The organism is Acidithiobacillus sp. HP-2, assembly GCF_015100155.1.
Lineage (GTDB): Bacteria > Pseudomonadota > Gammaproteobacteria > Acidithiobacillales > Acidithiobacillaceae > Acidithiobacillus.
The window spans coordinates 78,509-102,599 of sequence record NZ_JACKZA010000007.1; the positions used below are offsets into that span (position 1 = coordinate 78,509).

The window sequence follows — 24,091 nt, forward strand, 5'->3', positions numbered from 1 at the left end:
TTGCAAAAACCACCCCCGGGCGCGGATAATCAGCGGATGCAAAACGAATTTGATGTCATTGTTGTCGGTGGAGGTCATGCTGGCACCGAGGCTGCCGCTGCCGCAGCCCGTTTGGGTGTGCGCACCCTGCTCCTGACCCAGAATCTCGATACCATTGGGCAGATGTCCTGTAATCCGGCCATTGGCGGTATTGGCAAAGGGCATCTGGTCAAGGAAATCGACGCTTTGGGGGGCATCATGGCCCTGGCCATTGATCAGGCGGGCATCCAGTTTCGGACCCTGAACGCCAGCAAAGGGCCGGCGGTGCGGGCGACCCGCGCTCAAGCCGACCGGAGTTTGTATAAACGCGCAGTGCGTCGTCTTCTCGAAAACCTTCCCAATTTGCAATTGTTTCAGGGCATGGCCGGCGATTTGTTAATGGAAAATGATCGGCTGGCGGGTGTGCGCACGGAAACCGGCCTGGAGCTGCGTGCGGGTCAGGTGATTTTGACCACCGGGACTTTTCTCGGCGGGCGCGTGCACATGGGAGACCAGAATTATGCGGCCGGACGGGCAGGCGATCCGCCATCCAATGCCCTGTCCCTGCGCCTGCGGGAAATGGGTTTTCCGGTTGCCCGTCTGAAAACCGGCACGCCGCCCCGCATTGATGGACGCAGCATCGACTATAGCGTGCTCGAAGCCCAGCCCGGTGATGATCCACTCCCCGCCTTTTCGTTCATGACCCGGCAGGTGGATATCCCCCAGCGCGCTTGCCATATCACCCACACCAATGCGCGCACCCATGAAATCATTGCCGCCAACTTGCACCAGTCGGCCATGTATGGCGGGTATATTCAGTCCGTAGGGCCGCGCTATTGTCCTTCCATTGAGGACAAGGTGGTGCGCTTTGCCGAAAAAACCTCGCACCAGATATTTCTCGAACCTGAAGGACTGGATACCCACGAAGTCTATCCCAACGGCATTTCCACCAGTCTGCCTTTTCCCGTGCAGGTGGATTTGGTGCGGAGCATGCGCGGTCTGGAACATGCCGTTTTGCTGCGTCCCGGTTACGCCATTGAATACGATTTTCTCGATCCGCGTGATTTGCACGCCAGTCTGGAAAGCCAGCGCCTGCCCGGACTTTTTTGTGCCGGCCAGATCAACGGCACCACCGGCTATGAAGAAGCCGCCGCACAGGGCCTGCTGGCGGGTCTCAATGCGGCACGGCGGGCGCGGTCACAGTCTGCCTGGGTGCCGGGGCGTCATGAGGCGTATCTGGGCGTAATGGTGGACGATCTGGTCACCCGGGGGCTGGATGAACCCTATCGGATGTTTACCAGCCGGGCCGAATATCGCCTGCAATTGCGTGAAGATAATGCCGATATGCGCCTGACTCCGCAGGGTCGCGAACTGGGCTTGGTGGATGATGCGCGCTGGGCGGCCTTCAGCTGCAAACAGGATGATCTGGAAGCCGAGCGCGCGCGTTTCCAGAGTGTGCGCATTCGCCCCGAAGACGCAGCAGCGCAGCGGGTTGCCGCGCATGTGGGCCAGGCCCTGAACCGGGACGTGACCGCGCTGGAGTTGTTGCGTCGTCCGGATTGGGATTACGCCAGCCTGACGACGGCTCTGGACATCCCGGTTTGTAAGGACCCACGCGTCAGCGAACAGTTGGAAATTGAGTGCAAATATTCGGGTTACATTGCCAGACAGCAGGATGAAATTGAGCGCGCCGTCCGCTGGGAGGGCATGGCCATTCCTGAGGACATGGATTATGCCTCGGTGCGCGGGTTGTCCACGGAAGTCAGGCAACGCCTGAGTCGCCAGCGTCCGCAAACCATTGGTCTGGCCAGCCGCATTCCGGGCGTCACTCCGGCAGCCGTGTCGCTGTTGTTGATTCACGTGAAACGCCGCAGCTTGCCGCAGGCAGGCTGATGCCGTCCGCTTCTGCCCTGCCAGAACAACTGGCCCAGGCCCTGGACAGCGGGCTTGCGGTCATGCAACTGGATTCCGTTCATCCCGATCAGCGCCAGTTGCTGATTCAGTATGTGCTACTCCTTCAGCGTTGGAACAGTACCCACAATCTGACCGCCGTGCGCGACCCGCTCGAAATGATCTCCCGGCATCTGCTGGACAGTCTTGCTGTGCTGCCTTTTCTGGATGCCGGGCGGGTGGCGGATATCGGCAGTGGTGCGGGTTTGCCGGGAATTCCTTTGGCCATTTGCCGACCGGATCAGGCCTTTACGCTGGTGGAGCCCTCCAGCAAGCGCGTGGCTTTTTTACGCAGTGTGCTGGCCGAGCTCGGCCTGAGCCATGTGCAGGTGGTCCCCACGACCAGCGAAAAATACCAGCCCGAAAACTTGCCAGATATTCTCATCAGTCGCGCCACGGCTCCCCTCGCGCGTCTGGATGCAATGACCATCCATCTGCAGGGTCCGCAGAGCAGGGTGCTGGCTATGAAGGGGCCCGGTGTCGAAGAAGAACTGGCCGAATGGCCCCGCGCGGCTGCGCTGGAGCTGCGTTGTCACGACTTGCAGGTGCCGGGTTCGCCGCTGCGCAAGCTCTTGATTTGGACGAATCCGCTGCAGATGCCCTAGCCCCCCGCGAGCTGACAGGGTATTCTTGCGCGATTGTAGACTTCATCGGAAGATCACCTCAAAACATGCGCATTGTTGCTGTTGCCAATCAGAAAGGTGGTGTGGGAAAAACCACGACTGCCGTCAATCTGGCTGCCGGACTTGTCCAGACGGGCAAACGGGTGCTGCTGGTTGATCTGGATCCGCAAGCCAATGCCAGCACCGGGTTGGGCAAGGTGGGTAATACGGCTAGCAGCATTTATCACGTGTTGCTGGGGGAATTGCCCCTCGGCGCGGTGCTGCATGCAGTCTCCCCTGCTGGACTTTTTCTCGCCCCCTCCAGCCCCGATCTGGCCGGGGCCGAAGTGGAAATCTACCCGCGTGCTGATCGAGAACAGCATCTGAAACGAGCTTTGGCCGAAGCGGCGGACTTCGATTATATCCTCATTGATTGCCCGCCAGCTCTGAATATGCTGACCATCAATGCCCTGGTCGCGGCAAACCGTGTGCTGATTCCCATGCAATGTGAATATTATGCCCTGGAAGGCCTCACGCAGTTGCTGAATACCGTCCGGCGGGTGCGTGCCCAACTGAATCCTCGTCTGGAAGTGGATGGCCTGTTGCGCACCATGTTCGATAACCGCAACCGTCTTTCCTCGGAGGTCGGTCAGGAGTTGGAACGGCATTTTCCGGATAAGCTCTATCAAACGGTTATCCCCCGCAATATTCGCCTTGCCGAAGCCCCCAGCTTTGGCCGTGCTGCCCTGGAATACGATCCTTCCTGTGCGGGTTCCCTGGCCTATCAGGGTTTGGCCAAAGAATTCCTGCAACGGGAGGGGATAAAATGAAGCGAGTGGGTTTGGGTCGGGGGCTTGATGCACTGTTTGCCAATGAAGATTCGGGTAACGGATCCATGCGGGAAATCCCGGTCGATCTGCTCCAGCGCGGTCGTTATCAACCGCGCGGAATCATTGCGGAATCTTCCCTGCAGGAATTGGCGGAGTCCATACGCCATCAGGGGGTGGTGCAACCCATCGTGGTGCGCGCCGTGGGCGGCGGTCGCTATGAAATCATTGCCGGCGAGCGCCGCTGGCGTGCCGCACAACTGGCGGGTTTGACCCAAATACCTGCGGTAGTCCGCGATTGTGGTGATGAGCAGGCCCTGGCCATCGGCATCATCGAAAATATACAACGTCAGGATCTGAATCCGCTGGAAGAAGCCCAGGCCTTGCAGCGCTTGCTGGATGAGTTTGGCCTCAGCCACGAAGCCCTTGCCGGAACGCTGGGCCGTTCGCGAGCGGCAATCAGTAACCAGCTCCGGCTCTTGCGCCTTTGTCCCGCGTTGCATCCGCACGTGGAAAGTGGTGCCCTCAGTGCCGGACATGCCCGCGCCCTGTTGACCCTCAGTGACGAGCGGCAACAGGTTCTGGCAGAAAAGGTGGTCCATGAAAACCTGAGTGTCCGCGCTACCGAAAAGCTGGCTCAAAAAGACCTGAATCCGCCAGCCCCCCTGCCGGAACCGGACCCCAACGCGGCCGCTCTGATAGCACTGATTCAATCGAGCCTGGGACTTGGTGTGGATTTGCGCGCCCGTGGCCAGGGGGGGGAACTGCGTATTCGCTGGGAAAGTCCGGAGCAGGAGGCCATGCTCCTGAAACGTCTGGGCGTATCGCTCAATGATGACGAAAGCTGATGGATCACTCTTGACGCTGGGCACCTGCGTGTTTAGACTCCGCCTGTATTTGAGTTTTGCCCATTGAAAGAGCAAGAAAAACAGATGGGCATGGTGAACTTCTCGTCCTATGTAGGGCGAGTCACTGCGACGGTGTTGACGTTGGCCCTGTTTCTGGCTGCCTTGCTGGCATGGCGCTGGGGACGACAAGAAGCCTACGCACTGCTTTTTGCGGCATTTTTGAGCGTAATCAACATGCTCATCCTGGGTGGTCGCCTGATCGCGCTCCCCGCTTCTACGCATCTTGCCGCACGGCGGCTGGGTGGGGCGGTGTTGCAGCGCTGGATCATCACCATTCTGGGTCTCATCTTGGCAATTTTCTGGCTGCATCTGCCTGTTATCGGGCTGGTTGCCGGGTTTTTGCTGGCCCATTTCGTATTTTTGGCATTTCTGATGCGGGAACGTATCAGGCAAAGGAGTTAAGTGTGGCTTCAGGCGATATCGCCCATCATCTCGTCAACTGGACTATCGGTTCCGGTTTCTGGACGTTTGATCTGGACACCATTGTCATGGGCTGGATCATGGCGGCCATTCTGGTCATTACCGGCATGGTAGTCGGCGCAAAATTGCAGACCAGTACCCCCAGCGGCATGCAAAACTGGCTGGAAGGCGTCGTCGATTTTATTGATGATCTGGTCCAAGGCAGTTTCCCGGTCAAGGATCCCTTGATTGCACCCATGGCCATCACGGTATTTTTGTGGATACTGCTGATGAACAGCCTGGACGTCATCCCTGCCTATTTGCCCGGCATTATTGCGCACTGGTTTGGTATTCCAGAATTTCGGATAACCCCGACCGTCAATCTCAACACTACCCTCGGCGTTTCCATCACAGTGTTTCTGGTGATGATAGCCACCAATTTGCGGGTGAAGGGTTTCGGCTACTTCAAGACCTACCTGACCCATCCCTTCGGTATCTGGCTGTTTCCGATGAACATCATCATGTCCCTGATCGAAGAAATCACCAAGCCGTTAAGCCTGGGCCTGCGACTTTTCGGCAACATGTTTGCAGGCGAGCTGGTATTTTTGCTGCTGGCCATGTTGCCCTGGTGGGGCGAGCTGGTAATGGGTACGGTCTGGTCTCTGTTTGAAAGTTTGATCATTGTCCTGCAGGCGTTTATTTTCACCGTGTTGACCGTGGTTTACCTCGGCATGGCGAATATGCAGGATCATTAATACAGTTTTTATATTTCACTTTTGCGACACTTGTAAGGAGTCATCATGGACGCACACACCATTATCGTAGCTGCTACAGCCATTGCTGTGGGTATTATTTTTGGCGCCGCTGGTCTGGGTTCCGCCATTGGCTGGGGTCTGATTACCTCCAAGACCATTGAAGGCATTACCCGTCAACCCGAAATGCGTCCCCAGTTGTTGGTGAATACCTTCATTTTTGCCGGCTTGATGGAATCTTTCCCCTTCATCATTCTGGCCTTCGGTTTCTGGTTCCTCTTCGCCAACCCGTTCCTGGGCTGATGCGGGCCCGGTTGATCCGGCCCTCTTGCAAGTGAGGTAGTCATGAATCCAGTAGGTATCAATGGAACACTGATCATACAGCTGATCACCTTCGTCATTTTGGTGGCGTTGTTGTACAAGTATATGTATGGTCCCCTGCGTAAAGTAATGGACGCCCGCCGCGCGAAAATCGCTGATGGTTTAGCCGCTGCTGAACGTGGTAAGGAAGAAATGGCCCTGGCCCAGAAACGCGCTGCAGAAATGCTGCGGGAGGCCAAGGACAAGGCGGCAGAGATTATTGCCAACGCCGAGCGTCGTGGTGTGGAACTGCGTGAAGAAGCTCAGGTCAAGGCCCGTGAGGAAGCCGACCGGATTATTGCCGGAGCCCGTGCGGAAATTGATGTGGAAACCAACCGGGCCCGTGAAGTTCTGCGTGGTCAGGTGGTGGAGCTGGTGGTCGACGGCACCCAGCGTATTCTGCATCGTGAAATTGATCAGAACGCCCATCGCGACATCATCGACCGTATGGTCGGCCAACTGTGAGGGTCTGAAATGGCAGATCAGATCACGGTGGCGCGACCCTACGCCGAGGCGCTTTACGGGCTGGCCAAAGAGTCTGGTCAGCAACAGGCTTGGGGAGACGCTTTGCAGGTGCTCACCGCCATGGTTGCAGACGATCAGGCCCAGGCATTTTTGAGTGACCCCGAACGCCCGGAAGCGGACAAGGTGGCTTTACTCGCGGCCGCTCCTGTCACGCTGGAGCAGTCGGGCTGGCAAGCCTTTCTGACTCTTCTGGTGCACAACGATCGCTGGGCAGCGGCAGCAGAAATTACCGTTCTCTTCGCTGAGGCTCTGCGCCATGACGAAGGCATTGTCGACGTTCTGGTGACCAGTGCGGTGGCTATGGACGCGCAGCAGAAAAGCTCGGTTCAGGCTGCGCTGGAACAGCGTTTCAGCGGTCGCAAAGTCGCTTTTCGTGAGTCGGTAGATGCCTCGCTGATTGGCGGTCTCGTAATTCATACGGGTGATCTCACCATAGATGCTTCCGTGCGTGGACAAGTGCAGCAACTTGCCCGAACCCTTCGCAGCTAAAGTCTTGAGGAACAAAGTATGCAACAACTGAATCCATCGGAAATCAGTGACCTGATCCGCGCACGCATCGCTGGCTTTGAAGGCCGTGTCGAGACGCGCTCCCAGGGCACTATCATCAGCCTGAGCGACGGTATCCTGCGTATTCACGGTCTGGAAGACGTCATGTATGGCGAGATGCTTGAACTTCCCGGCGGGCGCTTTGCGCTGGCCATGAATCTGGAGCAGGACAATGTCGGCGCGGTGGTGCTGGGAGAATTCTCTGGTCTTGAAGAAGGTGGCATTGTTAAATGCACCGGCAAGGTCATGCAGGTTCCTATCGGCAAGGAATTGCTGGGTCGTGTGGTCAATGCCCTGGGACAGCCCATTGATGGCAAAGGCCCGGTAGATGCCAAGGAATTTGACGTTCTCGAAAAAATCGCGCCCGGCGTGGTGGATCGTCAAAGTGTGGACGAGCCCATGCAGACCGGCGTCAAATCGATTGATGCCATGGTACCGGTGGGACGCGGACAGCGCGAACTGATCATTGGTGACCGCCAGACCGGCAAGACTGCTGTGGCAGTGGATGCCATCATCAACCAGAAAGGCAAGGGTGTTTACTGCATTTACGTTGCGGTGGGCCAGAAGGCTTCAACCGTGGCTGGAGTGGTCCGCAAGCTGGAAGAATACGGCGCCATGGAATACACCACGGTCATCGCCGCCAACGCTTCCGAATCAGCGGCCATGCAGTATCTGGCGCCTTATTCCGGCTGCACAATGGGTGAATTCTTCCGCGATCGCGGCATGGACGCATTGATTGTGTATGACGATCTGACCAAGCAGGCCTGGGCCTACCGACAGATTTCCCTGTTGCTGCGGCGTCCTCCGGGTCGCGAAGCTTATCCGGGCGATGTGTTCTACCTGCACTCCCGTTTGCTGGAGCGCGCTGCGCGCGTCAACGCTGATTTTGTAGAAAAATTCACCCATGGCGAAGTGAAGGGTAAGACCGGTTCATTGACCGCGCTGCCCATCATTGAAACTCAGGCCGGCGACGTTTCCGCCTTCGTGCCTACCAACGTGATTTCCATTACCGACGGCCAGATATATCTCGAAACCGATTTGTTCAACTCCGGTATCCGCCCCGCCATTAACGCCGGCTTGTCCGTATCGCGCGTCGGTGGCGCTGCCCAGACCAAGATCATCAAGAAGTTGGGTGGGGGTATTCGTCTGGATCTGGCGCAATATCGTGAACTGGCGGCTTTCGCCCAGTTTGCTTCTGATCTGGATGAAATAACCCGCAAACAAATTGAACGGGGCAAACGGGTTACTGAACTGCTGAAACAGGATCAGTTCTCACCCATGTCGGTCGCAGAACAGGCTGTTGCCCTGTTCGCCGCCAGCAGCGGTGCCCTGGATGACGTGGAAGTGGCCAAGGTGCGGCCTTTTGAGAAGGCCTTGCTGGCTTATCTGCACAGCAATAACAAGGACCTGATGACTGGGCTCGAAGACAAAAAAGAGCTCACCGATGACTTCAAAAAGCAGCTCGACGCAGCAGTCAAGCAGTTCAAGTCCAGTTCGACGTACTAGGAGAGCAGCATGGCCAATGCCAAGGAAATTCGCGGTCAGATCAAGAGCGTAAAAAATACGCGCAAGATCACCCGCGCCATGGAAATGGTGGCTGCAAGCAAGATGCGGCGCGCGCAGGAACGGATGCGCGCTGCCCGGCCCTATGCGGAGAAAATTCGCGAAGTACTGGGTCATCTGGCGCTGGCACACCCGGAGTATGAACATCCTTTGATGCAGGTTCGGCCTATCAAGAGGGCCGGATTTCTGGTTATTACCACGGATCGTGGGCTCTGTGGCGCTTTGAATGTCAATGTGCTTCGGCAGGTTGTCCATAAAATGCACGATCTGCACGAACAGGGCGTCAGTTCGGACCTCGCGGTCATGGGAAACAAGGGGCTGGTTTTTTTGCGTCGGCATGGCGCGCATCTGGTCGCTGAACTGAATGGACTGGGCGACAAGCCCAATCTGGCGGACATGATCGGACCGATCAAGGCCATGGCCGATGCTTACGCCAAGGGTGAGGTCGATGTGGTTTATATGGTCTCTTCCCGTTTCGTCAATACCATGCTGCAACGCGCCACTCTGGAGCAGTTATTGCCCGTGGCCAAGCCGGAAGTGCCTGCCGAAAAACCGGCGGAGATGTGGGATTACATTTATGAGCCGGAGGCTCGCCCGGTTCTCGACAAGCTGATGCATCGCTATGTGGAGTCTGTCGTTTATCAGGCGGTCATTGAGCATCTGGCCTGCGAGCAAAGTGCGCGCATGGTGGCCATGAAAAATGCCTCGGACAACGCCAAACGGATGGTGGGCGATCTGCAGTTGGCTTACAACAAGGCCCGTCAGGCAGCCATTACACAGGAAATCGCCGAAATCAGCGCCGGTGCGGCGGCGGTTTGACGATTAAGCACAGCATTTTTGGATTTTTTGAGGGTTAAATCATGAGCGAAGCGGTAGCTAAAGATAATGCCGTCGGCCACATTGTCCAGGTGATCGGACCGGTGATCGATGTCGCCTTTCCTCGCGGGCAGGTCCCGGAGATCATGGAAGCCGTGGTCATCACGGAAAAAAATCTCACCATTGAAATTCAGGCGCAGTTGGGTGACGGCGTGGCGCGCGGTATTGCCATGGGCCCCAGCGAAGGTCTGAAGCGTGGTCTGGCGGTTGCCCGTACGGGTGCCCCCATCAGCGTCCCCGTTGGTCACGGTACTTTGGGACGGATCATGGACGTCCTGGGTGATCCTGTCGATGGCAAGGGTCCGGTACAGACGGAAGAGCGCAAGGCCATTCACCGCCCCGCCCCCAGCTTTGATGAACTGGCGGCCAGCACCGAAGTGCTGGAAACCGGCATTAAGGTTATCGATCTGGTCTGTCCTTTCGCCAAGGGCGGCAAGGTCGGTCTCTTCGGTGGTGCCGGCGTCGGTAAAACCGTGCTCATGATGGAACTGATCCGGAATATCGCCATTGAGCATACCGGTTACTCCGTGTTTGCCGGTGTGGGTGAAAGAACCCGCGAAGGTAATGACTTCTATCACGAAATGACCGACTCTGGCGTGCTCGACAAGGTGGCGCTGTGCTATGGACAGATGAATGAGCCACCCGGCAACCGTCTGCGCGTCGGTCTGACCGGTTTGACCATGGCGGAACATTTCCGTGATGAAGGACGCGATATTCTGATGTTCATTGATAACATCTTCCGTTACACCCTGGCGGGTACCGAAGTGTCGGCACTGCTCGGACGTATGCCCTCGGCAGTGGGTTATCAGCCGACACTGGCTGAAGAAATGGGCAAGTTGCAGGAACGCATTACCTCTACCAAGGTGGGTTCCATCACCTCGGTACAGGCGGTTTATGTGCCTGCCGACGATCTCACCGATCCGTCACCGGCCACGACCTTTGCCCATCTGGACGCAACGGTCGTGTTGTCCCGTCAGATTGCCGAGCTGGGTATTTATCCCGCTCTGGATCCTTTGGATTCCTTCAGTCGTCAGCTGGATCCGGCTATTGTCGGTCAGGAACACTATGACGTGGCACGTGCCTGTCAGAAGACCCTGCAGCGCTACAAGGAATTGCAGGACATCATCGCCATTCTGGGTATGGATGAACTTTCCGAAGATGACAAGTTGCTGGTCTCGCGAGCCCGTAAAATTCAGCGCTTCCTGTCCCAGCCCTTCTTCGTGGCGGAAGTATTCACGGGTAGCCCCGGTACCTATGCTTCGCTGAAAGATACCATTCGCGGGTTCAAGGCCATTGTTGCCGGTGAATATGATCATCTGCCGGAACAGGCTTTTTACATGGTAGGTACTATTGATGAAGCGATTGCCAAGGCGCAAAAGCTGCAGCAGGGATAAGGTATGGCCATGACCATTGATGTGCGGGTCGTCAGTGCTGAAGGGAGTATTTACGAAGGCGTTGCCACCATGGTGGTAGCCCCCGGTGAAATGGGTGAGTTGGGTATTTTGCCTCGCCACGCTCCCTTGCTGACCGGATTACGTCCCGGCGAGTTACGGATTATCAACGGTGAAAACACCGAATATTTGTTCGTAAACGGCGGCATGCTCGAAATCCAGCCGGACGTGGTCACGGTCCTGGCAGATTCAGCGGAACGGGCTACGGATATTGACGAAGCCAAGGCGCTTGCTGCCAAACAGGCTGCAGAGGCACGTCTGACCAGTAATCTGGATCAGATGGATTATGCTGCGGCACAGGGTGAACTGCTGGCTCAGATTGCCCGTTTGAAAGCGGTTCAGCGCTTGCGCGAGCAAGGCCTGCTGCGCTAGTTTCAAAAGCAGCGATGCTCCTGTCTTTGGGCAGGTTTCATAAACCCCGGTCGCTCATTGTGACCGGGGTTTGTGCGTTTTGAGGAAGAGATCATGGATCAGGTGATTACCGATATTGTCGTGTTGGCGGCCGGTCAGGGTACCCGCATGCGTTCTGCCCGGCCCAAAGTGTTGCAGGCTTTGGGAGGCAAGCCTTTACTGGAGCATGTTCTGGAGACGGCGCAGAGCTTGCAGCCGCGACACTTGCATGTGGTGATTGGCAATGGATCTGAGCTGGTGCAAAAGCATTTCAGCAACTGGCCGCTGCAGTGGTGGCATCAGCAGGAGCAACGTGGCACCGGCGATGCCCTGAAAGCGGCTTTACCCGGTCTGCGGGGTGCTGACCGGGTACTGGTGCTGTATGGGGATGTTCCCTTGCTCACCGCTGACACCTTGCGCGCATTTCTGGCAAAAACTCCGCAAAACGCTCTGGGACTGAGTACCGCCATTCTTGAACAGGCCCAGGGTTACGGTCGTATTGTCCGCGACGCCAAAGGCCAGGTACAGGCCATTCGTGAACAGAAAGACTGCAGCAGCACAGAGCATGCTATCCGGGAAGTGAATCTGGGCATGATGATATTGCCAGTCGCTTCACTGCAGGGCTGGTTATCGGACTTGTCAGCCAATAATGCCCAGGGTGAGTTATATCTGACGGATGTGGTCGCCATCGCCCGGAGCAGTCATCAAGAGGTCTGGCCTTTTACTTTTAGCGATGCCAGCGAAGCCCTGGGCGTCAATGACCCGGTTCAGCTTGCGACGCTGGAGAGAATTTACCAGCGCCGGCAGGTGCGTCATTTGCAGGTTCAGGGGCTGCGCCTGGCGGATCCGGAACGTGTGGATATTCGCGGAATTCTTGAATGCGGTCAGGATTGCTGGATGGACCCCAATGTTCTGTGTATCGGCAAGGTGCGTCTGGGAGATCGGGTGCGCATCGGTATGGGCGTGGTTCTGCAGGATGTGGAAATTGGCGATGATGCAGAAATTCTGCCCTACAGTGTGCTCGAAGGCGCCCGTATAGGCGCTAGTGCACGGATCGGCCCATTCGCCAGAGTTCGTCCGGGTAGTGATATTGGCGTGGCGGCACATATCGGTAATTATGTGGAAGTGAAAGCCTCGACCATTGGCAATGGTTCCAAGGCTAATCATCTGACCTATATTGGTGATTCGGAAATCGGTTCCGGGGTAAATGTGGGCGCAGGCAGCATCACCTGCAATTATGATGGGGTGAACAAGCACAAGACCGTGATCGGTAATGATGTGTTTGTCGGTTCTGCGACGCAGTTGATTGCGCCAATCCGTGTGGGTGACGGCGCGACTATTGGTGCCGGAAGCACTATTACCAAGGATGTGCCCGCCGGTGGCTTGACCCTCAGCCGCAGCCCCCAGCGTTCCATTCCGGATTGGCAGCGCCCGCAACGGAAAATCAAGGAAACCTGACGGCAGCAGGTGTGCCTGTTCCTGACGAAAGGGCTAAGTCGGCGCGTAGCCTAAGGCAGCACTACGGGTCCAAGAGGAAACCATCCAGCCGGTGGGCTGATGTCAGGATAAATTCAGTGCGGGCAGGATGCCCCTCGTCTTCGGGAGACAGAGCTTATGTGCGGTATTGTCGGTGGTGTCAGTAAGACGGATTTGGTGCCCATGATTCTGGAAGGTTTGCGGCGCCTGGAATATCGCGGCTACGATTCGGCGGGTTTGGCGATGCTCCAGCAGGTTCCAGGACAGCAGCCAAGCCTGGAGCGCGTGCGGAGCGTGGGCCGGGTGGCAGAATTGACGGCGGCAAGCAGCAAGCGGGCTTTGCAAGGCATGCTGGGCATTGGTCACACCCGTTGGGCGACGCATGGGGGGGTGGCAGAATGTAATGCTCATCCCATGTTGTCTCATGAACAAATTGCGGTGGTGCACAACGGTATTATCGAAAATTTTCATGCCCTGCGTGCCCGTCTGGAACAGGCAGGTTATGTATTCACTTCCGAAACAGATACGGAAGTCATTGCCCATCTGGTCCATTTTTATCGACAGACAGCGCCTGATTTGTTTACAGCGGTACGGCAAACCGTGGCGGAATTGCGCGGCGCTTATGCCATTGCCGTTTTGTCGCTTGCAGACCCGGAACGGCTTTGTGTGGCGCGGATGGGTTGCCCTCTGTTGCTGGGGATTGCGGATGAAGGCCATTATTTCGCCTCGGACGTGGCCGCCCTGTTGCCCGTAACCCGCCGGGTGCTGTATCTGGAGGATGGCGACGTAGCCTTGTTGGAGCGGGACAAGCTGTCCATTACCGATCAGGCGGGGCAGCCCCAGAAACGTGAAGAACATTGGAGTGAACTCAGTGCTGCCGCTGTCGATTTGGGACCGTACCGGCACTTTATGCAAAAGGAAATCCACGAGCAGCCCCGGGCCTTGGCGGATACCCTGGAAGGGGCGTTGAACAGCCAGTTGAATCTGGGCGATTTGTGGGGAGCGCAGGCGGAAGCCATTTTCAAGGATGTGAACAGCGTGCTGTTTCTGGCTTCCGGCACCAGTCATTACGCGACCCTGGTGGGACGGCAATGGCTGGAGAGCATTGCCGGGATTCCCGCTCAGGCAGAGCTCGGTCATGAATACCGCTACCGCGACTCCATTCCCAACCCACGCCAGCTCATTGTGACCCTCTCCCAGTCGGGCGAAACGCTGGATACGTTTGAGGCCCTGAAACGGGCCAAGGAGCTGGGACACGACTATACCCTGTCCATTTGCAATGTCGCGGAAAGTGCCATCCCCAGAGCCTCGGCGCTGCGTTTTCTGACCCGTGCCGGCCCGGAAATCGGGGTGGCTTCCACCAAAGCCTTTACGACCCAACTGGTCGCTTTGTATTTGCTGGCGATTTCTCTGGCCAAGGCGCAGGGCAAACTGGATGCGGATGCCCAGGCCATCCATATGGAGGCTCTCCGCCAGCTTCCCGGCAGCGTCCAGCATGCCCTGAATCTGGAACCACAAATCCAGGGTTGGGCAGCACGTTTTGCGGGCAAGGAACATGCGCTTTTTCTGGGACGTGGACTGCATTATCCCATCGCCCTGGAAGGCGCCCTCAAGCTCAAGGAAATCTCCTACATTCACGCCGAAGCCTATCCCGCAGGGGAGCTCAAACATGGCCCACTGGCTTTGGTGGACAGCAATATGCCCGTCGTGGTCATTGCCCCCAATGACCGTTTGCTGGAAAAAGTGGCCGCAAACATGCAGGAAGTGCATGCCCGAGGCGGAGAGTTGTATGTGTTCGCTGATGCAGACAGTCACTTCAGCGCCAGCGCGGGTATTCACGTCATGCGTCTGCCCCGCCACACCGGTCTGCTTTCACCGGTGGTACACGTCATTCCGGTACAGCTCCTGGCCTATCATGCCGCGCTGGTAAAAGGCACCGATGTGGACCGTCCCCGCAATCTGGCCAAGGCGGTTACGGTGGAATGATCGGGTAGGTGCTGTTACGGATGTTTGTTAACGGACAAAAAAGTATCATCCCAGACAAAATAGTTTCATCCTGAACAAAAAAGTATCATCCCCGACAAAAAAGTATCATCCTGGGTTTTCAGCTCTGGAGTGGGGGTGTATGCTGATCCATAGATCAGCAGGTTGGGGATACCCGCTATGGCCAGTCGGCGTTACGGATTTGATGAAGACAAAATCACGCGATTCCAGAAAGAAGGCAGAGGGCAAGGCAGAGGTGCAAGCTACAAACCTTGGCTGACCATACGGGACGTGGCTTCCCATGGTCGCTCACATCGAATAGCTGGGATTAAAACCAGCCGCGTACATCATTTCCTCTCCGACATTGAGCGGGATGTTTTTTATTTGTTTGATTGGGCGGACGCTGTTACGGATATTCGCGAACAGTATCCTCTTGACCGTGAACGCTCCCGTCATATTTCTGCAGATCTCGATATAAAGCATCCGCGAGACGCTGCTACAGAAATAGTTATGACCACGGATTTTTTGGTCGATATCAGCTTGGAAGGCAAGCTGAGACAGTTGGCCCGTGCCGTCAAGCCCGTCAGTGAACTTGAAAAACCGCGTGTCATAGAAAAGCTCGAAATAGAACGGCGCTATTGGGTACAGCAGGGTGTGGACTGGGGAATCATTACGGAGCGAGATATCCCCGAAGCTATGGTCACCAACATTGCATGGCTGCATCCCTATATTACCCTTGACCAATTGACCGCGCCTTACGACGGTTACTACCAAGAAAAGGCACGCCTGCTGTTGCGGGCACTTCCGTCTCATCCCGCAACGACTTTGAGGCAATTCTGCCTGGCTATGGACGAGCAACTTGCTATGCATGTAGGTGACAGTCTCCTGCTTATCCGCCACCTTTTGGTACAGAAGGTGATTTCCTGTCCCATGGATACCGTTATTACAGAAACCTGGCCATTACATCTTTTTCAGGTGCCTTCGGGTGAATCCAGGAGCGCAATTGGATGAAAGATTTATCTGTAAATCTATTGCTGGAGTTTTCTGATGAGCACCGAGTTGAACGTGTCCTCTGGATTGATCCTGGAATGCAGGGTCTATATCTCATGGATATTCACGATCCCAAAGCCCTGCCAGAGTTTTATCCGGCGGAAGAGTTGGAAAAGATGCGTGATGCTGGCGAATGGCATGTGCTGGAGACTGACCCATGGCAGATTGCGTTGTCGGAAGAAAATATAGCGGAGTTTTACCGGCAAAAACGTGATGCTGCTTGGGAGATGATTCGTCCGTTGATTTTTGATCAACCAGCTATTTTTGATGCCATCGCTCGTAGCGAAGCGATTAAAAGGAGCATGGAAGAATCCGGAGTAACCAAGCAAACGATTTACCGATTTCTGCGCCGGTATTGGCAACGCGGTATGACACCCAATGCTTTACTGCCTGATTATGCAAGGTGTGGTGGACGAGGCAAGGACAAATCCGCTTCTGAGAAAAAACGCGGTCGGATTCCTGATCGAGACGATTTGGGCGTCAATGTGACGTCAGAGATGCGGCAACTATTTCGTACTATCGCCACAAAGAAGTTCATTACCAATAGTCAGTTGGATTTTCGGGCGGCATACGATGAACTGATTGCCGATAATTTTTGTGAGCGGGTCCTCAACGAGCACACCGGCCAGCAGGAACTGGTTCCACAAAAAGATATCCCCAGCCTGCGGCAATTCCGCTACTGGTATCAGAAGGATAACGATGTTTTCCATCTGGATCGCATACGCCGCACTCCCAGAGTTTATGACAAGGATATGCGGGCAATATTGGGATCCTCCACGGCCGAAACTATTGGCCCGGCGTCGCGTTACCAGATCGATGCTACCATCGCGGACGTATATCTGGTTTCCAGATATGACCCCACGATGATTGTAGGGCGACCCGTACTTTACATCGTAATAGACGTTTTCAGTAGAATAATTACAGGCGTTTATGTGGGTTTGGAAGGCCCATCCTGGGTCAGCGCGATGATGGCGCTGTCGAATGCGGTAATGTCGAAAGTGGCCTATTGCCGAAAGTTTGGAGTAGAAATCCAGGAAGCGGATTGGCCGTGCCAGGCTATGCCGGATGTGTTACTGGGTGATAAAGGAGAAATTGCAGGCAAGACCATAGAGACCCTTGTCAAGAATTATCATGTGCACGTCGAGAATGCTGCGCCATATCGTGCAGATTGGAAGGGCATCGTAGAACAGCGGTTTCGTTTGATTCCTGCACGGTTTAAGGCCTTTACACCGGGTTTTATTGCCCCGGACTACCAAGAACGTGGAGCCAGGGATTACCGGCTCGACGCGATTCTTAATATAGACCAATTTACCCGCATCATTCTCTACAGCATCCTGTATTACAACAATCAGCACCTGCTCAATGAGTATGAAAAGTCGCCGGATATGATCGCCGACCAAGTGCCAGCAATCCCTTGTGATTTGTGGGAATGGGGTGTTGCTCATCGTAGTGGTAGATTACGCAGTTACGCGCCGGAAAAGGTCCAGTTGAGCTTGATGCCGAGCGATGATGCGACTGTTACCGCTTCAGGAATCCGCTATGCAACCTGCTTCTACACTTGTGAAAAAGCAATGGAAGAACACTGGTTCGAACGCGCACGTCAAAAGGGGCGCTGGAAAGTCAGGATTTCCTATGATCCACGCCATATGGATGAGATTTATTTGCATGAGGATGCTAAAGGCGGAAAATTTATCCCCTGTACGCTTACTGAGAAAAGCCGCCATCATAAGGGTCGAATGCTATGGGAAATCCTTCAGGTAAATAGCGATGAGAGGCGGAGGCAAAGGAACCATGAGCCGCAGGCACTTCGGAGTCGTATAAATTTGAATGAAAAAATCAAGAGTATCGTCAACGAAGCGGAAGCCATGCAGTCAGAAGTTTCTCCACCCTCTGGAAGCGCTCGTCAGCGGACAGGAAACATTCGCGAAAATCGGAGCAAGGAGAGTCATGAAAACAGAAAACGGGAGGCTTTCAGAATGCTGCCTTCTGGTGAGGCAGCCCCGGGAACTGCGGCAGTGCTGCCTTTTCCCAAAACCAATGAGGTTGACGATTATCGACTGCCCGGGATAGCGGATATTATGCGTGGACAGCGGGAGGATCAGGGTGATGACGACCATGGCGGATGAGTATTTCATGTTGCCCGAATATCGGGATAACCCCTTTATCGCGAAATTACCACCACCCATGTCCACGCGTGATGCCTTGCTGGCTATGGCGGATCCACCCGCCTTCAACGAGGCGGAGCGGGATTATTCCGCGAGTATGCGCACCCATTGCATCTCGCGACTTAAAGGGTATTTTGAGCCACTGGAAACCCATCTCAGCCTGGAAGCAAAATTCAGTCTCTTGATCCGTCAAGGTTATCTGTGTCGTAACCCCAACACGGCGGACTATACCCGCCGCGTCCGGGAAGGCGCTACCCGGGTTTTTGAAAAGGATCTCATGGCAGGCGGACGTTCAGTCCGGTCAACCGCGAGCAGCTTTGCGCTGATTGGCTGTTCCGGCATTGGCAAAAGTTACGGTATGGCCAGAATACTGGAGTTGTATCCGCAAAAAATTCATCATGCCGAGCCTCGCAGTCTCGACCAAGTGGTTTGGCTCAAGCTGGATAGTCCCCATAAAGGGTCGCCCAAGCAGCTTTGTATCAGCTTTTTTCGTAATATGGATGTTTTGTTGGGCACGCATTATAGCGCGCAATTTGGAAGTAGCCGGCGATCTGTCGATGAGATGATGGTGCATATGGCGCATGTCGCGAACCTGCACGCATTAGGTGTGCTGATTGTTGATGAAATCCAGCACATTCGCGAAGCGCCAGGGACCGGGGCCGAAGCGTTGTTGAACTTTCTCGTGACACTGGTGAATACCATTGGTATCCCGGTGATCCTCATCGGTACGATGGGGGCCCTGCCCCTGTTGCAGGGTGACTTCCGGCAGGCACGTCGTGCGAGCGGGCTGGGGAGTCTGGTTTGGGAGCGCATGGAAAATGGCCCGACCTGGAATTACTTTGTTGACCGCATGTGGTGTTACCAATGGACGCGGGAGACCTCTCCGCTTACCACCGAGGTCCGTCAGGTGTTATATGAAGAGAGTCAGGGGATTGTGGACGTGCTAATCAATCTCTTCATGATGGCACAACTGCGTGCCATTCAGCTCGGGGTTCTGAACCGTCGTCCTGAACGTATCGACGCTGGTCTGCTACGGCAGGTGGCTAATGAGCACATGCGGCTTATTGCACCCATGATCAATGCGTTGAAACGAGGGGATCGCGAGGCGATCGCGCAATATGATGATATCCGCCCCATGCAGGACCAAGTTATACAGGTGTTCAGCGATGCGCTGCGTCGTATGCCGGAAAAACCTGTCTCTGCCACCTACGCCCCAGTGGCTTCGGCCACGAATGAAAAGACGGATAGCGCGAATCTGGATTTGCGGGACACCCTTCTTTCTGTCCTGGTGCAGCTTGGGGTAGCTGCGGACATCGCGAAAATTCTGGTGGCGGAAGCCGAAGCAGAGCATCCGGGGCTGTCGGCTTTGGATCTCGTGGGCATTATTAGGGCTAAATTACATGATCGCGCACCCGCCACCCCCCCTAAGAAACCGCGCAAATCTACTGTAAGTGCCACTAAAACCGTGAAAACGCCCATTCCTGCGGATGCGCAGGATCTCCGGGCGATCATTTCGTCCAAAGAAGAGGGGGTATCCGCGTATGATGCATTGCGTGCGGCGGGTACTGTCAAGCCACCGTTAGCCGACCTTGCGGGCTGAAAAGATCCTCTTGTGCTGGCCTATTTTCCGGAAATTTATCCCGATGAACTTTTGTACAGTGTGCTTGCGCGTTATCATCTCCACGTTTGTTCTAGAAGCCCGAAACACACGCTGTACGATCTCTTTGGTGAAATCGGGGTACGAGCATCGGTGAGCTTGCAAAGTCATTTGGCGGCATTGAGCCAAAAGATACCAGCTGATCGCGGGCTCAGCCCGAAAAAACTGGCTCATGATTTTACCCTTTATTTTTATTACACAGCTTTTGAGCCCAAGTCAGTGGGTGAATGCGTACTGACATCTTTGATGGACGGCCCGGCGGATGCAGTGCATGCGCGTCTGGGTATTTCTGCGAGCGCGATTTCGGCCCCAACACATTTACGGTATTGCCCCACCTGTTTAAACGACATGTTGCTCCGCTATGGGGAGGTATATTGGAGACGCAGCCATCAACTTCCTGGCGTGTTGGTTTGTCCAGAACATGGTACGGCCCTCGCGGACAGTGCAATTTCTCAGCGTTCCAGTAACCAGCACCTTTTCATCGCCGCAGATCAAAAGAACTGTCCGCCAGTGACCATGCTCCCATTCTGGGCGAGCAGTCTGCGCCATGTGACGCTGTTGAATGAAATTGCCAAACGTAGTGTAGCGTTGCTTGAGCATTCACAGTTACCTTCCAGTTTTGGTGAGTGGAGTGCCTATTATCGAAGTGCTGTAATAGATCGCGGATTCGGTAAAGGCAAGGAAAGTCTAGATCAGAGCGGGCTCAAAGAAGCCGTATCAAACCTATTTGAACCTTTAAGCGACCTTATCCCCGGTGGGATAGGAGACACGTGGCCTATAGCCATGGTCCGGAAACACAGAAAGGCATTTCATCCGTTGCGGCATGTTCTATTCCAGCTTTTTCTGGAAAGCCATGCGCCACTTCGGCGTGTAGCGCCTCCATTCGGTAAGGGGCCGTGGCCTTGTTTCAATCGGATGGCAGACCACTACGGTCAGGATGTGGTCCGCGAAATCGCCGTTCGCCGTGAACAGAATCGAGTGGTTGGTCGATTTTCCTGTGATTGCGGATTTGTGTACAGTCGAGAAATGGGATCAAAAGATTCGCCACGTATTTTGGACTTTGGCCCCCTACTGGATGATCAAATCCGTCAGAAAGTGGCGGAGGGCCTGGGACTCAGGGCGATCGCCAGGTGCCTTGTCATTGATCCTGGGACGGTGAGGCTGCATGCATACCGGGTGGGGTTGAAAGTACCCTGGAAGAAGTTGTCCGAGCGGACTGTCAAAACGATCGCTCGTGATCAAAATAGCATAAGGGCACGGTGGTTAGAGATTCAACAAATTCATAGAGGTCTGTCACGCTCGCAACTGGCGCAACGATTACCTAAAGAACGAGCGTGGTTGTACCGCCATGACAGGGAGTGGTTGGATCAGCACTCCCCAACAGCCCTCCGCAAGAAATGGTCTGATCAACGCGTGGATTGGGAGAGTCTGGATTGTAGCATTGCGACGCAACTGCGTAAGGCTGCTCAGGAAATTGTTCGGGAGATTCTGCCACAACGTGTTACCCAGGCAGCCTTAGAGCGTAAGTTGGGTCTGCCGCGATGGTTATCGAAACGTAGAGCAAAATTGCCTAAAAGCATCAACGTGCTGGTTGATGTAGCAGAGACCATTGATGGGTTTCGCCTACGCCGAATTGCCTGGGCAGTTTCGGAATTGGATCGCCAGACATTACCGACGCGGTCATGGCGTGTGCGCCGTTTAGCGGGGTTACCTCCAAAAGCTTCCCCGAGAGTAGAGGCTGCATTGGCTGCTCTAGAAATCGCCGACAGATCATTGAAGGGAGGGAGCTATTGATCAAAATAAACGCGTTGCGCAGAAAATCTGAAGAACTGAATCTGCACTGGTTGGCCGGAGTTGAGCAGAATAATAAGAGGGAATGGCTGGTCCGCATGGTCACACGTGGCGCGTCGTCAAAGGAATTTGACGTGTGGCGTGTACCTATTGGGCTACTTCCAGTCCTTGCACTCGGTTATCGCTTTAGCGATGGGAAATTACTTCCAATAACCTACGGAGAATATTCGGAAGTGATTATTCCCAGCCTCGGGGCTGGAGAAGAAATCGACTCGTCTGAAATTCCCCCCAAATTATACTCGTTTGGCGGCAAATCACCGGGGGTACAAAGACTCTTTCGTTATCGGGTCGATCAGATGGAGTATTTGATACCGGCTATGGAACTTATTCGTAGCCTGTTCCTGCATAATAAAACCCTTGCCAATCATCTTATGCAGCCTGGAGGGATTATGACACTCTTCAGGCCAGTCGAACCGGGGTTTCATCCCCGTCTGCAACTTGATTATACCCAGCAAATGCCGGTGAGATCCCTCAATAGATTGTTTGTCCTGGAGTTTGCCTGGCTGGCGGTGAACCCTGAAGGGCAACGCGCCTGGGATAGCGTTTACGAACGCTCAGTTGGGCAAAAGTACATGACTTTTAATCCACCCAATTTGCAGGACTGTAAAATTCAGTTCCGTGGGGTACGAAGGGGAAATCAATGGCTTGTCATGGAAATCTCCGCGTTGACTGGGAAGCGGATACCCTGTGATGTTTTGTACTTTTCTCACCCATCCTTGAAAAAAATAATTACGGTACGGATGCCAAAAATAAAGAGCAAAGGTCGGAATTCAGTTGAGGGTTCGGCAACGGGAGGCGAGCCAGTAATTGATACAGGAAGTTCGGGCAGCAGGACAAATGTTCACCAACCCACCGTGCCGATTTTGACTAGAACCAGTATTTTTGATCGAGAAATCGAAGTTTATCAACTGAATACAAAAGAGCGGACGCGGATTATAAAAGGGAGAAGCCCGAGAATTGTTGGTTCCGTTGAGGCAGATGGAAAAACCCGAAGGATTCGAGGCTGCGGGAAAGTGCCACCGGGGATGGTAAGCGTTTCTCCAGAATCATTGCACGATGATCTCCTGCCTGTCGAATTTCAGGTGCTTACGGTTGACAAAGGGAGGGCTACGGAAGACTTATTGCGATTGACACAAGTGATCCGAACCATGGCAAATGGGCTAATAGACGTTCATATTTTAACGGCGATATGCCGATTTGAACCTGGTAGGGCCTTTTCTAAGGTCGGGAATCGCCAGAGATTATGTCTGGTATCTGTTTTTTTTCAGGAAAAGTATTTCCCGATTGTTTTGTTAGATGTAGAGCATACTCAGCAAATGGCCCTGTCTACTCTCCTTGTGCGATTCAAACGAAATTTTTGTCTTCAAGATATTGAAAATCATATTCAAAATGTCCTTTGTCAGTTGGATTTCCACGGCGGGCATTGGCATGGCACAGAAGATGATGGGAATCAGGTGGCCACCTATGAGCGACTAAGGAAGGTAATGAGGCCTGATTCGGGAAGCGATGAACAATATAAAAATTTTGTTTGGGCAGAAAAGTTGAAGAAAAAAATCTGGACAGATGTAGGATACAAATAAAGTCGGTAACTTGGTTCCTTATACTTATGTCCAATGCTGGAGACGGATATTGACCTACTTACCCCTTGATCCTCGTTCCCTGTGTTTATCAGCGTCATTTGTTTGCCATACGTCGGCTGAGATGGCAGAGCTTATTGGATCGTTTGAGCGAAACCATAGATCCCAAGATCCTTCTGCGGGCGGCTTTGGGAATCACTATCTTCAACAAACCATGGTGACAAGCCTTGCGTAACCTCGATGATCTTATCGTTTTTATCCGTGTTGTAGATTGCGCTAGCTTTTCAGCCGCCGCACGATCCCTCAATTTAACGCCAACGACGGTCAGCAAACAGATAGCGCGACTAGAAAAACAGCTTAATATCGGTTTGTTTGAGAGAAGTACCCGCCAAATAAAAATAACGGATGAAGGGCGAGCTATCGCTGAGCGCGTACGGCCAGCATTGGCTCTTTTGGATGAGGCTGCTGAAATCGCCCGAGTGGGGTCGGCCGAGCTCAGCGGTATCATTCGCATTACCGCTCCGATTCCATTCGGTAGCCGCTACGTAGCAGCCGCAACGGCTGCATTTCGAAAGCTTCATCCCAAGGTCGGCTTCGAGTTGTATTTGACGGACCGAATCATCAATTTATACGCAGGCGATGTTGATGTGGCGTTCCGGGTTGCTCATCTCAACGACTCACAACTAATCGTTCGCCGTTTCGGCAATAACCGACGCATTTTGGCTGCATCACCCGAGTATCTGAAACGTAGTGGCATGCCCGGGCATCCGAAGGACTTGACTAAGCATACCTGCCTTCTCTTCTCTTATCCGGGTTTGTTACAAAATAATTGGAACTTGCACTCGACCATCGTTGCCGCAGAAGAAGTGATCTCTGTGAACAGCAATCTCGTGACCGATAGCGGAGACACACTCCGAACGTGGTGTGTTGAAGGGTTGGGTATATCGCTGAGAGAAAGGTGGGATATCGCAGACGAGATTCGGACGGGTAGATTGATCCATGTCCTTCCGGACTGGGAGGAGCAAGCAAAGCCAATCAACTTCATTCGTCCGAGGCGGCATCCAACACCCAAGCGCATAAGTGCATTCAGTGAATTCCTTGCTGATTTATGGCGTATTCCCCCATGGGAATACTAAGAAAATCCATAGTGCTGCAGATACAATGG

21 protein-coding genes and 1 pseudogene are annotated in these 24,091 nt (G+C 54.4%); all 22 read left to right on the forward strand.

The features are described from left to right. The first annotated feature begins 36 nt into the window (after positions 1-36). The 22 genes and pseudogenes from mnmG (at position 37) to H7F11_RS07145 (ending at position 24,062) form a co-directional block, all read left to right on the forward strand. Positions 37-1,911, forward strand: coding sequence for a tRNA uridine-5-carboxymethylaminomethyl(34) synthesis enzyme MnmG (mnmG, locus tag H7F11_RS07045; RefSeq protein WP_193650288.1), 1,875 nt, complete (start codon positions 37-39; stop codon positions 1,909-1,911). Next, positions 1,911-2,573: a 16S rRNA (guanine(527)-N(7))-methyltransferase RsmG gene (gene rsmG / locus H7F11_RS07050; protein WP_193650289.1), complete on the forward strand. Its 663-nt coding sequence runs from the start codon at positions 1,911-1,913 to the stop codon at positions 2,571-2,573. Before mnmG ends, rsmG begins: the two co-directional genes overlap by 1 nt. Before the next feature lie 65 nt (positions 2,574-2,638). Then, positions 2,639-3,400 carry a ParA family protein gene (locus tag H7F11_RS07055; RefSeq protein ID WP_193650290.1) on the forward strand — a complete coding sequence of 254 codons (762 nt, stop codon included), beginning with the start codon at positions 2,639-2,641 and terminating at the stop codon, positions 3,398-3,400. Further along, on the forward strand, positions 3,397-4,245 hold the full coding sequence (locus H7F11_RS07060) for a ParB/RepB/Spo0J family partition protein (RefSeq protein WP_193650291.1): 849 nt from the start codon (positions 3,397-3,399) through the stop codon (positions 4,243-4,245). The genes H7F11_RS07055 and H7F11_RS07060 overlap by 4 nt, the downstream gene beginning before the upstream one ends. A 63-nt stretch (positions 4,246-4,308) precedes the next feature. After that, entirely contained in the window at positions 4,309-4,707 is a 399-nt protein-coding gene (locus H7F11_RS07065) for a hypothetical protein (protein ID WP_226860383.1), read from the forward strand. A 2-nt stretch (positions 4,708-4,709) separates the two neighbouring features. Continuing rightward, positions 4,710-5,459 carry a F0F1 ATP synthase subunit A gene (gene atpB, locus H7F11_RS07070; RefSeq protein ID WP_024894404.1) on the forward strand — a complete coding sequence of 250 codons (750 nt, stop codon included), beginning with the start codon at positions 4,710-4,712 and terminating at the stop codon, positions 5,457-5,459. Positions 5,460-5,504: 45 nt separating this feature from the next. After that, the gene (gene atpE / locus H7F11_RS07075) at positions 5,505-5,759 is read left to right on the forward strand and encodes a F0F1 ATP synthase subunit C (RefSeq protein ID WP_009561114.1); all 255 of its coding nucleotides are present in this window, start codon (positions 5,505-5,507) and stop codon (positions 5,757-5,759) included. A gap of 42 nt (positions 5,760-5,801) precedes the next feature. Beyond that, positions 5,802-6,281: a F0F1 ATP synthase subunit B gene (gene atpF, locus H7F11_RS07080; RefSeq protein ID WP_193650292.1), complete on the forward strand. Its 480-nt coding sequence runs from the start codon at positions 5,802-5,804 to the stop codon at positions 6,279-6,281. Between the two features lie 9 nt (positions 6,282-6,290). Continuing rightward, entirely contained in the window at positions 6,291-6,830 is a 540-nt protein-coding gene (locus tag H7F11_RS07085) for a F0F1 ATP synthase subunit delta (protein ID WP_193650293.1), read from the forward strand. A gap of 18 nt (positions 6,831-6,848) precedes the next feature. Further along, the gene (gene atpA, locus H7F11_RS07090) at positions 6,849-8,393 is read left to right on the forward strand and encodes a F0F1 ATP synthase subunit alpha (RefSeq protein ID WP_193650294.1); all 1,545 of its coding nucleotides are present in this window, start codon (positions 6,849-6,851) and stop codon (positions 8,391-8,393) included. Between the two features lie 9 nt (positions 8,394-8,402). Continuing rightward, on the forward strand, positions 8,403-9,269 hold the full coding sequence (gene atpG, locus H7F11_RS07095) for a F0F1 ATP synthase subunit gamma (protein WP_193650295.1): 867 nt from the start codon (positions 8,403-8,405) through the stop codon (positions 9,267-9,269). Positions 9,270-9,310: 41 nt separating this feature from the next. Then, positions 9,311-10,720 (forward strand): F0F1 ATP synthase subunit beta, encoded by a 1,410-nt coding sequence (atpD, locus tag H7F11_RS07100; RefSeq protein WP_193650296.1) that lies wholly within the window; start codon positions 9,311-9,313, stop codon positions 10,718-10,720. Between the two features lie 3 nt (positions 10,721-10,723). Further along, on the forward strand, positions 10,724-11,149 hold the full coding sequence (locus tag H7F11_RS07105; RefSeq protein WP_193650297.1) for a F0F1 ATP synthase subunit epsilon: 426 nt from the start codon (positions 10,724-10,726) through the stop codon (positions 11,147-11,149). Between the two features lie 102 nt (positions 11,150-11,251). After that, positions 11,252-12,625 (forward strand): bifunctional UDP-N-acetylglucosamine diphosphorylase/glucosamine-1-phosphate N-acetyltransferase GlmU, encoded by a 1,374-nt coding sequence (glmU, locus tag H7F11_RS07110; protein WP_319803349.1) that lies wholly within the window; start codon positions 11,252-11,254, stop codon positions 12,623-12,625. A gap of 156 nt (positions 12,626-12,781) precedes the next feature. Then, positions 12,782-14,629: a glutamine--fructose-6-phosphate transaminase (isomerizing) gene (gene glmS, locus H7F11_RS07115; protein ID WP_193650299.1), complete on the forward strand. Its 1,848-nt coding sequence runs from the start codon at positions 12,782-12,784 to the stop codon at positions 14,627-14,629. A 177-nt stretch (positions 14,630-14,806) separates the two neighbouring features. Continuing rightward, positions 14,807-15,637, forward strand: coding sequence for a TnsA endonuclease C-terminal domain-containing protein (locus H7F11_RS07120; protein WP_193650300.1), 831 nt, complete (start codon positions 14,807-14,809; stop codon positions 15,635-15,637). Further along, positions 15,634-17,802, forward strand: a complete 2,169-nt coding sequence (locus H7F11_RS07125) for a Mu transposase C-terminal domain-containing protein (protein WP_193650301.1) — start codon at positions 15,634-15,636, stop codon at positions 17,800-17,802. The genes H7F11_RS07120 and H7F11_RS07125 overlap by 4 nt, the downstream gene beginning before the upstream one ends. Continuing rightward, complete coding sequence (locus H7F11_RS07130; RefSeq protein ID WP_193650302.1) at positions 17,783-19,441, forward strand: ATP-binding protein; 1,659 nt, start codon at positions 17,783-17,785, stop codon at positions 19,439-19,441. Before H7F11_RS07125 ends, H7F11_RS07130 begins: the two co-directional genes overlap by 20 nt. 12 nt (positions 19,442-19,453) lie before the next feature. Beyond that, complete coding sequence (locus tag H7F11_RS07135; protein ID WP_193650303.1) at positions 19,454-21,292, forward strand: TnsD family Tn7-like transposition protein; 1,839 nt, start codon at positions 19,454-19,456, stop codon at positions 21,290-21,292. Beyond that, complete coding sequence (locus H7F11_RS07140) at positions 21,289-22,929, forward strand: hypothetical protein (protein ID WP_227485331.1); 1,641 nt, start codon at positions 21,289-21,291, stop codon at positions 22,927-22,929. Before H7F11_RS07135 ends, H7F11_RS07140 begins: the two co-directional genes overlap by 4 nt. A gap of 116 nt (positions 22,930-23,045) precedes the next feature. Further along, positions 23,046-23,161 (forward strand): annotated as a pseudogene (locus H7F11_RS17230) (IS1595 family transposase); the annotation flags it as partial. Beyond that, on the forward strand, positions 23,154-24,062 hold the full coding sequence (locus tag H7F11_RS07145) for a LysR family transcriptional regulator (protein ID WP_193650304.1): 909 nt from the start codon (positions 23,154-23,156) through the stop codon (positions 24,060-24,062). The pseudogene H7F11_RS17230 and the gene H7F11_RS07145, both read left to right, overlap by 8 nt. The last annotated feature ends 29 nt before the right edge of the window (positions 24,063-24,091 follow it).

Bases quoted from the DNA above. Each gene is read 5' to 3' on its own strand.
- mnmG (WP_193650288.1), top strand. From the start codon at position 37: ATGCAAAACGAATTTGATGTCATTGTTGTCGGTGGAGGTCATGCTGGC.
- rsmG (WP_193650289.1), top strand. From the start codon at position 1,911: ATGCCGTCCGCTTCTGCCCTGCCAGAACAACTGGCCCAGGCCCTGGAC.
- H7F11_RS07055 (WP_193650290.1), top strand. From the start codon at position 2,639: ATGCGCATTGTTGCTGTTGCCAATCAGAAAGGTGGTGTGGGAAAAACC.
- H7F11_RS07060 (WP_193650291.1), top strand. From the start codon at position 3,397: ATGAAGCGAGTGGGTTTGGGTCGGGGGCTTGATGCACTGTTTGCCAAT.
- atpE (WP_009561114.1), top strand. From the start codon at position 5,505: ATGGACGCACACACCATTATCGTAGCTGCTACAGCCATTGCTGTGGGT.
- atpF (WP_193650292.1), top strand. From the start codon at position 5,802: ATGAATCCAGTAGGTATCAATGGAACACTGATCATACAGCTGATCACC.
- H7F11_RS07085 (WP_193650293.1), top strand. From the start codon at position 6,291: ATGGCAGATCAGATCACGGTGGCGCGACCCTACGCCGAGGCGCTTTAC.
- atpA (WP_193650294.1), top strand. From the start codon at position 6,849: ATGCAACAACTGAATCCATCGGAAATCAGTGACCTGATCCGCGCACGC.
- atpG (WP_193650295.1), top strand. From the start codon at position 8,403: ATGGCCAATGCCAAGGAAATTCGCGGTCAGATCAAGAGCGTAAAAAAT.
- atpD (WP_193650296.1), top strand. From the start codon at position 9,311: ATGAGCGAAGCGGTAGCTAAAGATAATGCCGTCGGCCACATTGTCCAG.
- H7F11_RS07105 (WP_193650297.1), top strand. From the start codon at position 10,724: ATGGCCATGACCATTGATGTGCGGGTCGTCAGTGCTGAAGGGAGTATT.
- glmS (WP_193650299.1), top strand. From the start codon at position 12,782: ATGTGCGGTATTGTCGGTGGTGTCAGTAAGACGGATTTGGTGCCCATG.
- H7F11_RS07120 (WP_193650300.1), top strand. From the start codon at position 14,807: ATGGCCAGTCGGCGTTACGGATTTGATGAAGACAAAATCACGCGATTC.
- H7F11_RS07125 (WP_193650301.1), top strand. From the start codon at position 15,634: ATGAAAGATTTATCTGTAAATCTATTGCTGGAGTTTTCTGATGAGCAC.
- H7F11_RS07130 (WP_193650302.1), top strand. From the start codon at position 17,783: ATGACGACCATGGCGGATGAGTATTTCATGTTGCCCGAATATCGGGAT.